General features: G+C 64.3%; 9 protein-coding genes. 3 read left to right on the forward strand and 6 right to left on the reverse strand.

Features of this window, described 5'->3' with window-relative positions; all coding sequences use genetic code 11:
* The first annotated feature begins 46 nt into the window (after positions 1-46).
* Positions 47-958, forward strand: a complete 912-nt coding sequence (locus DGI_RS00600; protein WP_021758639.1) for an AEC family transporter — start codon at positions 47-49, stop codon at positions 956-958.
* A 234-nt stretch (positions 959-1,192) separates the two neighbouring features.
* Here the strand turns inward: DGI_RS00600 and qrcD are convergent, their stop codons facing one another.
* From qrcD to qrcA, 4 genes are read right to left on the reverse strand one after another with little or no spacing between them, the layout of a single operon-like run.
* Positions 1,193-2,428, reverse strand: coding sequence for a menaquinone reductase integral membrane subunit QrcD (qrcD, locus tag DGI_RS00605; RefSeq protein ID WP_021758640.1), 1,236 nt, complete (start codon positions 2,426-2,428; stop codon positions 1,193-1,195).
* The gene (gene qrcC / locus DGI_RS00610; RefSeq protein ID WP_021758641.1) at positions 2,421-3,221 is read right to left on the reverse strand and encodes a menaquinone reductase iron-sulfur cluster-binding subunit QrcC; all 801 of its coding nucleotides are present in this window, start codon (positions 3,219-3,221) and stop codon (positions 2,421-2,423) included. The genes qrcD and qrcC overlap by 8 nt, the downstream gene beginning before the upstream one ends.
* Before the next feature lie 17 nt (positions 3,222-3,238).
* Positions 3,239-5,320, reverse strand: coding sequence for a menaquinone reductase molybdopterin-binding-like subunit QrcB (gene qrcB, locus DGI_RS00615; RefSeq protein WP_021758642.1), 2,082 nt, complete (start codon positions 5,318-5,320; stop codon positions 3,239-3,241).
* Between the two features lie 13 nt (positions 5,321-5,333).
* Complete coding sequence (qrcA, locus tag DGI_RS00620) at positions 5,334-5,972, reverse strand: menaquinone reductase multiheme cytochrome c subunit QrcA (protein ID WP_021758643.1); 639 nt, start codon at positions 5,970-5,972, stop codon at positions 5,334-5,336.
* 300 nt (positions 5,973-6,272) lie between these two features.
* Between qrcA and DGI_RS00625 the strand changes: the two genes are divergently transcribed.
* A complete protein-coding gene (locus tag DGI_RS00625; RefSeq protein ID WP_021758644.1) occupies positions 6,273-8,321 on the forward strand; it encodes a sensor histidine kinase in 2,049 nt (682 codons plus the stop codon).
* A gap of 105 nt (positions 8,322-8,426) precedes the next feature.
* Here DGI_RS00625 and DGI_RS00630 read toward each other — a convergent pair whose 3' ends face one another.
* A complete protein-coding gene (locus DGI_RS00630) occupies positions 8,427-9,065 on the reverse strand; it encodes an HD domain-containing protein (protein WP_021758645.1) in 639 nt (212 codons plus the stop codon).
* A 2-nt stretch (positions 9,066-9,067) separates the two neighbouring features.
* Complete coding sequence (argJ, locus tag DGI_RS00635; RefSeq protein ID WP_021758646.1) at positions 9,068-10,249, reverse strand: bifunctional glutamate N-acetyltransferase/amino-acid acetyltransferase ArgJ; 1,182 nt, start codon at positions 10,247-10,249, stop codon at positions 9,068-9,070.
* Positions 10,250-10,458: 209 nt separating this feature from the next.
* On the opposite strand from argJ, the gene DGI_RS00640 reads away from it, so the two are divergent.
* A complete protein-coding gene (locus tag DGI_RS00640) occupies positions 10,459-11,868 on the forward strand; it encodes an NAD(P)/FAD-dependent oxidoreductase (RefSeq protein WP_021758647.1) in 1,410 nt (469 codons plus the stop codon).
* Positions 11,869-11,873: the final 5 nt, after the last annotated feature.

Genomic DNA, 11,873 nt, shown 5'->3' on the forward strand with positions numbered 1-11,873 from the left:
CCACGCGCGCCTGATGTTCCTTGCCGCAAGACACCGCAGACATCTCGTGACCATATTGCTTCCCCTTTTCGCCTGCATGGCCCTGGGCTGGGGCTGCAGCCAGTGGCGACTGCTGCCGGAAACACTCTGGCCTGACGTCGAACGGCTGACCTATTACCTCTTGCTCCCCGCCATGCTGCTTTCCACCCTGGCGGCCGCCCCCACGGTGACCGCAGAAGGCCTGCCGGCCGTCTCCATGGCCGGGGCCCTCATCTCCGCCGTGGTGGGCGTCACCGGGCTGGGGCTGTTCCTGCAGGCCCGCTTGCGCTTTGACGGGCCGGAGTTCTCCTCCATCTTCCAGGGGTCCATGCGCCCCAACATCTATGTGGGCCTGGCGGCGGCGGCGGCCCTCTTCGGGCAGGAAGGACTGACCCTGTCTGCCGTGGCCCTGCTGGTCATGATTCCCATGGTCAACCTACTGTGCGTGCCGGTGGTGTCGTTCTTTGGCTGCCGCGGGGATTACGGCGCCGGGCACATTGTCCTGTCCATCCTGAAAAATCCGCTGCTGCTGGCCTGCGCGGCAGGGCTTGGCATCAACCTCGCGGGCCTGCCCCTGCCGGAGCCGGTGTTTGAGACCATCCGCCTGCTGGGCGGCGCGGCTCTGCCCCTGGGGCTCATGGCCGTGGGCGCGGGCCTGACGATCAAGGAACTCCCCCGCTCCTGGCAGCCGGTGCTGGTCTCCTGCCTGCTCAAATTCGTGGCCCTGCCGGGCCTGACCTGGCTGGCCTGCTCCCTGTACCGCACCCCGCCCCGGGCGGCGGCCATCTGCGTGCTGTTCGCCGCCGTGCCGGCAGCGGCCTCCGCCTCGGTGCTGGCACGCCAGCTTGGCGGCGACGACCGGCTGATGGCGGCCATCATCACCGGACAAACCATCCTGGCCGTCGCCACCGTGCCGGCCACCATTTATCTGCTGGGCTGATCCGACAGCACGCTGCGGTTGCGCAGTGCCCCAGGGGGAGGCCCCACCGGGGCAAGGTGCTCACGGAAGTCTCACGCGGGAACGCATGGGATGAGAGCACGTCCAAAGACACATCCGCATCCCTCGCAACGCCCTCGGTATCGCTTGCAACGCCTTCGTTGAAACCATTCGCGCAAAAAGAGGGGCGGCCCGTGAGGACCGCCCCTTTGATGCATTGCAGCAGATGCCAGCCACTTACTTGGCGGCGTTGAGCGCCTTTTCCTGCGGGAAGACCGGCAGGTAGCGGTACGACAGGGAGATGAGCACTGCGCCGTAGGCGATGACCAGGAAGGTCGGGGCCCATTCGGCTTCGTTGGGGATGTAGAGTTCCCACTGATCGAAGGGCATGACCGGTGCTGCCAGGCCCTGGACGGTGAAGACGTAGCGGTTGATGCTGACGCCGATGCAGTCCAGGATGGCGGCGGTGTACAGCCACATGGGATTCTCGCGGATGGACTTCACATTGAGCATGATCATGGGGATCACGCCGCAGATGACGATTTCCGTCCACAGCTGCCACTGGCCATACACAACGCCGTGGAACAGGTCGCTGAAGTTCAGGCCCATTTCCGGCAGCACGCTGGTGGCCCAGCCCCAGGTATCCATGATCTTGAGAGGCACGTACACCAGCAGCATGGTGCCGGCGATTTTGCCCATCAGGGCCTTGATCTTGAAGTCCACCATCTTGCGGCCAGAGGCCTTTTCGATGACCGTGGCAATAAGCATGGTGAACACCGGACCGGAGGCCACGGCGGAGAGCACGAAGAGGAAGAACGTCCAGGGCCAGATGAAGAACCCGGGGCGGTAGGAGTACGGCCGGCTGAAGAGCACGCCGTACATGCCGCCCAGGGAGCCCTGGTGGAAGAACGACAGGAAGGCGCCCATGCCGGCGAACAGCGGCATGATCAGGTGGAAGTTGTGCGCCATGTTGTGCAGGAAGGGAATCTTGTTCAACTGGCGGTTTTCCAGGATGATGGGCACATACTCAATGGCCAGGACCATGAGGTAGCAGGTGATGCAGAACATCACTTCCACCAGCATGGAGTGGACGTTGGCATGCCAGAAGCCGAACCAGGAGCGCAGCGGCTGCCCCACGTCCAGGGCGAGGACGATCATGGCCCCGGAGTAGCAGATGAAGCCGATGATGACTGCCAAGTTGATGATGTGCTTGAGCGGATCAATGTTCAGAATATACCGCAGCAGGCCGGTGAAGAACGCGCCGGCGCCCAGGGCAATCACCGCGAGGTCGAAGGTGATCCACAGCCCGAAGCCGAAGGTGTTGTCCAACGCGGTCTCACCGATGCCGAACAGGAAGATCCGGGCCATCCAGTAGCCGCCCCAGGCCAGCACCACGGCCAGGACACCCATCCAGATCAGGAACTTGCCCAGGGAGCACCGAGGGCAGCCCTCAGGGAGCAACGCCTTATCCATGATGTCCTCCTCCGAGAGGCGTGAAGTCACCAGTTTTTTCGTTGTCAAGGTGGTGGTCGCCCAGGCGGCGCACCCACTCACGACGGCTCAGGTAGTACACCTGCGGGTCCATGCCCAGCCGTTCCAGGAGCCGGAAGGCGTATTCGCTATGGGCCAGCTTGTGCACCAGGTGCTTGGGATTGTTGAGATCGCCAAACACGATGGCGCCGTTGGGGCAAGATTCGGTGCAGGCAGTCACGTACGCGCCTTCGGGCAGATCGTACGGATCGTTGCCGGCCACCCGGGCCTTGTCCTTGGCTTTCATCCAGCGATGATGGCAGAAGGTGCACTTCTCCACCACGCCGCGGGGCCGCACGCTGACGTCGGGGCTCAGGGTCTTGTCCCAACCCTGGGGCCACTCGGGATCGTACCAGTTGAAGTACCGGGCCTTGTAAGGACATGCCGCCATGCAGTACCGGCAGCCGAAGCAGCGGGGGTACACCTGACTGACGATGCCGCCCTCTTCGTCCTTCTTGGTCACCGTCGCCGGGCACACGGGCACGCAGGCCGGGTTGCCGCACTGCTGGCAGGGCCGGGGCAGGAAGGCAGTGTCGTGATCCGGGAAGGCCTTGCCGTTGGAGAGTTCATAGACCTTGAGCCAGTTCATGACTCGCCGCTTATTGGACGCATCCTTTTCGGGAGCCAGGTTGTTTTCAGCCTGGCAGGCCACCATGCACGCGCCGCAGCCCGTGCACTTGTCCAGGTCGATGGCCATCCCCCAGAGGATCTTGAACGATTGTTGAGCGCCTGACATGTTGCTGATCCTTCCCCTTAGGCTTTTTCGATTGCGACGCCGGTCTGGGTCCAGATGGAAAGGCCGGTGCCGGGCTCGACCTGGGCCGTGAACAACCGGGCCACGTTGGCGCCCTTGTTCTTGGCGAACTCGTCGAACGCCGTGTGGCCGAAGTTGCAGGGAGCCATCACCACGCCGTCCATGACCATTTCACTGATGTTCACCAGGGCGGGAATCGCCTTGCCTTCGCCAGCCTTGAGGGTGATCTTCTGGCCCTGGGCAACCCCGGCCTTGGCGGCAGTGGCCTTGTTCAGGTGCACGTACATCAAGGTATCCGCGAGTTCGTATTCGCGGATGAGCTTGAGGTTCTGCGGGGGCACCGCAGTGGTGGCTGTGCCGAAGCCCAGCTTGTTCACCACGGCCAGGGCATATGCGCCTTCGGGGGCCTTGATTTCCAGGCTCTTGGCAATGGCTTCCGCCGCCAGGGAAGGCTGCCCGCCGGTGACGGCCTCGCCGACAAAGGCCTTGCCGGCAGCAAGGTCTGCGGCATTGGCGCCCACGGCCTTGGCCTTGGCGGCCAGCACGTCCTTGAAGGAATTGAAGCCCAGGTTGGCATTCTGCTTGGCAGCCAGCCCCAGGATGACATCCCCGCCATGGATGTTCGCGCCGGGATTCACGGCGTCGATGACGGGCTTGTTCAGGCAGTAGATGGCCGTGCCGCACCCGATGGGGGTGGCCACGTCGTCATAGCGTTCGAGGCCCAGGGGCGAGGGCAGGATCAGGTCCGCCATGGTGGCGGTTTCGTCCATGAACTGGGCGATGGCGACCTTGAAGGGAATCTTGGCCACCACGCCGGCCACGTCGCCCGGCAGGGCATAGACGGGGTTGGCTTCGTAGGTGATGAGCACTTCGGGCCGGGCTTTTTCGTCGCCGGCCAGGGTCTGCATGTAGGCAGCCAGATCGTTGGCCATCACGGCCTTGCGGGGCATGGCCTTTTCCACCACCGGGGCGAACTCAGGCACGGCGCGCAGGCCGGTCTTCTGGTTGTAGGCGCCCAGCAGCAGGTTCAGCGCCATGCCGGCAGCGGCTGCAGCCGCGCTGCCGCCCTGGCCGGATTCGGAACCGGGGATGACCACCGGCGCCTTGGCTTTCTGCAGACCTTCGGCCAGCATGACCAGATTGGCTTCGGACACGCCGGCAAGCTGGGCCACGGTGGCCGGCTCGAACCGGGCCGCCAGGGTCTTGAAGGCGGCGAAATCAGGAGCCTGCGAGGTGGCGCCGGCCTTGATGAGCAGGTTGGCCAGCCCCAGGGCCACGATCGCCTGGGTTCCCGGCTTGGCTGCCACCCAGATGTCCGCACCCACGGCGGTGTTGGTGCAGCTGGGCCCAACATACGCATAGGTGGCGGCAGGGGTCTCGCCATGGGGACGGGCTGCGCTGTAGGCCCGGCGGGTACGCGTGGACGGCCCCCAGGACTCCAGGATGTCCGCGCCCAGGGCCAGCACGTAGTCGCTGCCGGCAGTTTCGAAGCCCGGCATGCCAGCGCCGCCCATCAGTTCCCAGGCACGGGCCAAGGTCTGGGCCTCGGAGGGCATGAGGAAAAACTGCTTGGAGCCCATGGAGGCGGTAAAGCCGGAGAGCACCTCATTCACGGTGCCGGTCTGGTCGCCGGAAATGACCGCAAGCCGGGTGGCAGAGCCCTTGACGAAGCCGAGCTTCTCGTCCAGCAGGGCCAGGGCGTCAGTCCAGGAGATTTCCTTCCAGCCACCATCGGCCGCCTTGCGCAGGGGCCGCTTGATGCGGGAGGGGCTGTACAGGAGCTGCACTTCCGTGGCGGCCAGCGGAGAAATTTTACCGCCGGAAAGCGGATGCTCCGGGTTGCCGATGGTCCGCACAGGGCGACCACTCACGGTGCGCACCAGCATGGCCGTGGCAGAAGGGCACAGCTTGCTCACTGTGGGCACAAAGGCATCCGTGCCGCGGATGTTCTTGGGCACCCAGGGCCAGTTCTGCGTCCAGATGGAGATGTCGTCGGTGAGCTTCCAGGGGACCGGGGTGAACATGCTCCCCACTGCCCCGCCGATCAGCAATTTCACAATGCTGCGTCTATCGATTCCCATTGCGCCGCCCTCTTTACTTATGGCACGTGAAGCATGCGTTGTTGTTGGCGTTGTAGGCGCGATGATCCGGCAAGGCATGGCAGTATTCGCAGGCCCACATCTTCATGGTGTTTGCGCTGTACCCGCTGATGCGGTTCGCCGAATACTTGGGCGGAGTTTCAGAATCGCCAATGTCGGGGTGACAGCCGCTCGTGCTGCAGAGTTCTTTTTCGGTCCAGTCCGTGTGGCACTGACCGCAATTCTCCAGACTGTGGGCGGCATGGCTGAAGAAGACGTTGTCAGGCTGCATCTGGTACACCTTCCAATCCGGCTCCTGCCCCTTCTTCACATACTCGTTCACGTACTCGCGCTCCCTGGTGGAACTGCCCACGGGATACTCGTGGCAGTCGGCACATTCCTTGGTCTCAGGAATGCCACTGTAGGAGCCATCCGCCCGGAAGTAGTGGCAGTCGGAGCACGTCATCCCTGCCTCTTCCTTGTGGATCTTGTGGTTGAAGGCGACTGGTTGGGACTGTTCGCTGAATAGCAGCTTCGGGGAAAGCCACCATCCTACGAGCAGAGACAAGACCAAGCCTAGTCCGAAGGGCAGAAAGCCGCCCAGGACCGAGCACTGGCCGCCGGTGTCAGCGTTGTGCGCGCGCTTCTCCTCCATATCCCTCTACCACCTCTGAAAGTTTAGTGATTGCAGGACATCCCGCTGTACTTGCGCGTTCTTCTTTCCCATCTCGTTCCGTTTGTGTCAAGGTGAAATAGTTCACGAGCAATCCTTTTGGTTACAGCCACGTGAATTTGTTGTGCTTGACTTCTTCCATGCTTTCGCGGGGGGCCTTGGCCATCTTCGCCCTTTGCTAATACGGCAAGTTGTGGCATGGTGCGGTATGTGAGCAGGCCGATTGCCTCCGGCCTGCAGCGCCCCAGGCACCCCCATGTTTCTCGCGGAGCCCGAGCGTCCATGCACCAGCCACACGGCCCTTCCCATCCCTCCAGCCTGGCGAAACTGCTTGCGATTTTTCGCGCCTCGCCGGGGGCCCCCCCTTTCAGGGCCGCGATTATCCTGGGCTGGCTGCTGCTGGTGCTGTACTGCATCAAGGTGGAACCCATCGGCGCGCTGTGGCAGGAAATCTTCACGTATTCCCTCATTCTCCCCATCCTGCTGGCAGCCACCACCTGGGGCCGCCTGGGCGGTCTCGGCATTGCCCTGGCCGCTGGACTGGTGGCCGGCGCTCCCCTGGTGGGCGAAACCTCAGCCGGCATACCTAATTATACATATAAATTTATCTACAAGTTTATCCTGTTTCACTGCATCGGCATTACCGTCGCCCTGCTCTGGGAGCGCAGCAAATTGAGTCAGGAGAATCTGGCCCGCTTTCTCCACGGGCTTCCGGTGGGCATTTTCCGGTGGTCCTTCGAAAACAAACTCACCGTGACCAACCCGACCCTGCTGAACATGCTGGGCTATCCGGACCTGGAGAGCCTGCAGGCGGTGCCCGTCAATCAGATCCTCATCCCTTCCGAACGCCTGGAGGTCTGGAAGACCAGCTTCCGGGCCGGGCGCGATCCCGGCCCCCTCATCACCCAGGTGCACCGCGCGGACGGACGGCGGATTTGGGTCAAAATCATTGCCAGGATTTCCATGGACCCCGCCACCGGCGAAGTCTGCTACGAAGGGGCGGTGGAGGACGTGACCGAGCGCATGGAGACGGATGCCTCCCTGCGTAAGCTCAACAGACAGCTACAAGATATTATTGAATTCCTACCGGACGCCACCTTTGTGGTGGATGCCAGCCGGCGCATTGTGTTCTGGAACAAGGCCATGGAGGAGATGACCGGCCGCAGCAAGGCGGAAATGCTGGGCAAAAGCAATGCCGACTACGCCTTGGCCTTTTATCGCGAGCCGAAATCCCTGCTCATTGACCTGTTTTTCGAGGAGCATCCCGAGGCGCCGACGCGCTACAGGGCACTGGAGCGCCGCGGGGAGGCATACATTGCGGATGTGTTCGTCCCGCATCTGTCCGAAGGTCGTGGCGCGCATGTGCACGGCATCGCCTCGCCCCTGCGCGATGAGACCGGGGCACTCATCGGGGCCATTGAATCCATCCGGGACATCACCCAGCGCGTGGCCGCGGAAGAAGCCCTGCGCAGCGCCAGGGACGACATGGAGCGCCAGGTGGAGGCCCGCACCGCGGAACTGCGGCTGGCCAACGCCCGGCTGCAGGAAATGGATCAGCTCAAGTCCCTGTTTCTTTCGTCCGCATCGCACGAGCTGCGCACGCCCCTGACCTCGGTGCTCGGCTTCGTCAAACTCATCCAGCGCGACCTGAACCGCCACCTGCTACCCCTGGTGGAGGGCAACCCCCAGGTGCAGGCCAAGGCCAAGCGAATCCTGGATAATCTGGCCATCATCGAAACCGAGGGCGCCCGGCTGGCCCGGCTGGTAAACGATCTGCTGGATTTGAACAAGATTGAATCCGGCAGCATGGAATGGCGGGATCAGCCCCTGGATGTGCACGAACTCATTCAGAATGCCGTGGAAACGCTTTCTCCGCAGCTTGCCTCCCGGCCCAATCTCACACTGGAAGTGGAGCTGCCGCACAACCTGCCCAACATCGTGGCCGATGGCGACCGCATGGCCCAGGTGCTGGTGAACCTGCTCTCCAATGCCGTGAAGTTCACGCAGCAAGGGGTGATCCGGGTACATGCCAGGACTGAATCCCCGGCCAGTCTGCTCATCCGGGTGCAGGACTCCGGCGTGGGCATCCCCAAGGCCTCCCTGCCGCACATCTTCAATAAATTCTATCAGACGGAAGAGGCCGCCCTGCTCCCCTCCTCCATGCGCGGGTCCGGCCTGGGCCTGACCATCTGCCGGCAGATTGTGGAGCACTACGGCGGCCGCATCTGGGCGGAATCGGAACCCGGCAAGGGCTCCACCTTTCTGGTGCGGCTGCCCCTGCCCTGCGACTCGCCCCTGTGCGGCATGACCGTGACAGACCGGCCGCAGTAACGCCCGAGGGTCTGTTGTGTTTGGAAAGAACGCCCTGGGGAAAGCCTGTTGCAACAAGGTTTCCCCTCTCGCAAAGATCTTCCTCAAGAATACAATGCGCTATCGTCACGCCTTGCCGTTCTTGCGCTCCCACCAGCTCTGATCCGGTCCCTTGAACCACCAGTCGGTATGATCCGTCTGGCTAATGCGTACGGCCAGCTCCCTGCCCGCCGGGGTGCGCAGGCGTTCCAGGGCGCAATCCAGCCAGGCCTTGGCATAGGGGTTGCCCAGGTCCTGCTGTTCCTTGAGATTAAGGATGAGGTCGATCTGATCGGCATCCTGGGCCAGCTGGGCTTCCAGGGTCTGCACGGCTTCCAGCTCGTGCCACAGGGGCAGCAGCAGCGGCGCCAAGCCTGTGCCGGCCAGGGTATCGCCCAGGGCGGCCGTGCGCTGGGAGCTGTTGTAGCGGCGGTTCACGTAATTGAAGTCCCCGGTGCGGGCCTCGTGCAAATCGTGAAACAGACAGAGCATGGCCGTATGGGAGGGGTTGGCGCCTTCGGTCATGGTGGCGAGCACATAGCCTACCACCGAGGTGCGGAAGGAGTGCTCGGCCACATTTTCCGCGCCCGAGCCCAGAAACTGGTAGCCCGTGCGCGGGGTTTTGCGCAGCATGCCGCATTCAAACAGGAAATCCGCCAGGCGGGTCAGGGTGTCCCGCCCGGCGAAGTTGGCCTGAAAATCTGAATACTCTGAAGAATCCGACATGATTACGTCGTGTACTCGGCGTTGATGGTCACGTATTCGTGGGTCAGGTCCGAGGCCAGCAGCACATAGGAGCCGGGGCCGGACCCGATGGACAGATGGATATGGATGTCCTGACGGCGCATGTGCGGGGCCAGCAGGGCCTTGTGATCCTGCGGGATGGGCGCGCCCTTGGCGAAGATGGGAATGCCGCACAGACTGAGGTTGACGTCGCCGGGGTTGAAGTCCACGCCGCTGCGGCCCAGGGCAGCAACGATGCGGCCCCAGTTGGGGTCACGACCGTACATGGCCGTCTTGACCAGGGGCGAATGCCCGATGGTCCGGGCCACGATTTCGGCATCCCCCATGGATCTGGCGCCGCTGACATGGATGCGGACCACCTTGGAGCCGCCCTCGGCATCCTGGACGATCATGTAGGCCAGGGTCTGACACACCTGGGCCACGCCCTCGGCCAGGCCCTGCAGCTCGCCGTCGCCGATGGTCACGCCGCTGGCGCCGTTGGCCAGGGCGAACACGCAGTCATTGGTGGAGGTGTCGCCATCCACGGTGACGCGGTTGAAGCTGGCGTCCACGGCGGCGCGCAGCACGCTGCGCCACTGCTCGGGGGCCACCTCGGCATCGGTGAGCACCACGCCCAGCATGGTGGCCATGTTCGGGCAGATCATGCCTGCGCCCTTGGCCATGCCGAAGATGGCGCACTCCTTGCCGTCCGGGCTGGTGAGTCTGGCGGCGGCCATTTTGGGGAAGGCGTCGGTGGTCATGATGGCGCGGGCAAAGTCCGTGGCCGCGGCCTGGCCGAGATTCGCCTGCACCAGGGGCATGGCCGTGGCCCATTTGTCCATGGGCATGCGCACGCCGATGACGCCCGTGGAAGCTGGCAGGATCTCGCCTTCCTCCAGGCCCAGGGCTTCGGCCAGCAGGCGGCAGCTTTCCAGACAATCCGCCAAACCGGCTTCGCCAGTGCAGGCGTTGGCCTGGCCGGCATTGATGACCACGGCGCGCATGGCGTCGGCCCGTTCCAGTCGCTCCCGGGCCACCAGCACGGGCGCGGCCTGAAATCTATTGGTGGTGAACACGCCGGCCGCCACGGCAGGACGGTCGGAGACGATCACGGCAAGGTCGTTGCGGTCCTTCTTGAAGCCGGCAGGCACTGCCGCGAAGGAATACCCTTTGGGGACGGGAATCATGGGTGTGATCTCCGAAACAGGAAGGTTAAGCAAGGAAGTCCGGTAGCCCGGGTTGTTCGGGCTGCACGGTAGCAGTACATGGATCAGGGGGAAGATTCAAGATGCGCCACCGCTGCCGGGAGGCGGTCCCTTGACAAGACCGCCGCCGCTGCGGCAAGCAATGGCATTTCCCATAATGCACCTCACTCCTGCAAGGCCATTGCATTCTCATGAAAAAACCCGTCATCCATGACGCCGTGGTCATTGGCGCCGGCGCGGCCGGTTGCGCCGTGGCCCAGGCCCTGACCCTGGCCGGCGCGGACGTCTGCGTGGTGGAGGCCGGGGCGGACATCCTGGCCGCCGGCGCCAGCAAGGGCGATCCCGGCATCCTGCGCAGCGGCTTCGATCTGCCCCTTCAGGGCCGGTCCCTGGCCTGCGTGCGCAAGGGGCGCGCCGTGTTCGCCGCCATCAAGGACCGCTTCCAGCTGCCGCTGCTGGCCACCCGCGCCCTGGTGCCGGCCGCCACGCCGGAACAGGCCGCCAGCCTGCCGAATCTGCTGGAACAGGCGCTGGCCGCCGGGGCCACCGCCTCCCTGGTGGATGGACCGGCCGTGCAGGCCCTGGAGCCAGGTCTGACCCCGGGCGCTCTCGGGGCACTGCTGGTGGAGGATGAAGCCGTCGTCGATCCCTGGTCCACCCCCCTGGCCCTGGCCTGGCAGGCCTCCCTGCACGGGGCGGACTTCCGCTTCCTGACCGCAGTGAAGGACGGCCAGCGCGAGGACGGCGTATGGGTGCTGCACACCAGCCGCGGCACGGTGCGCGGCCGCGTGGTGGTCAACTGCGCCGGCATGCAGGCCGACGTGGTGGAAGCCTTGCGCCAGTCTGGCGCATTCCACCAGACTCCGCGCAAGGAACAATATCTTTGCTTCGCCAAGAACGCCGCCCGGCTGCTCAAGCACATCGTGCTGCCGTTCCCGGGTTTCGGCGACGTGGCCGTATTCCCGTCCATCTTCGGCAATGTCATGGCCGGCCCGTACACCACCACGGTGAAGGATCGCGGCAACGCAGAAACGGCCGCCAAGCAGCTGACCCGCCTGGAGCGCCTGGCCGCGGCCCGGTTGCCGGCCCTGGCCGGCGAAGAGGTGCTGGCCGGCTACGCCCGGGTGCGGCCGGCCAATCTGAGCGAGGAACTGCTGTTCGAGGTGGACACGGATGCCGGCTGGATCACCATCGCCGGCATTGCCACCCTGGGCCTGGCCGGGGCGTTGGGTGTGGCCGCCATGGCCGCCGAGGCCGTTGCCGAACACTTCAAACCCGCCAGACCCGTGGCCAATCCGCAATGGCCCGTGGTGCCCATGCTGGCCGAACACCTGCACCGGCCCTGGCAGCAGCGCACCCCCGGCGACATCGTCTGCCACTGCGAACGCGTGACCCAGGCCGAAATCGAGGCCACCTTCGCCTCGCCCCTGCCCCCGGGAGATCTGCACGGTCTCAAGCGCCGCACCCGGGCCGGCATGGGCCTGTGCCAGGGAGACGGCTGCGCCCATGTCACCACCATGCTGGCCGGCCTGGCCAAGCCGCCCCTGCGGGTCAAGCCGCCCTATGCATCGCTGGAAAAAACCCCGCGCAAGAAGGCATAAAGGAC

Source organism: Megalodesulfovibrio gigas DSM 1382 = ATCC 19364, assembly GCF_000468495.1.
In the GTDB taxonomy this organism is placed as follows: Bacteria; Desulfobacterota; Desulfovibrionia; order Desulfovibrionales; family Desulfovibrionaceae; genus Megalodesulfovibrio; species Megalodesulfovibrio gigas.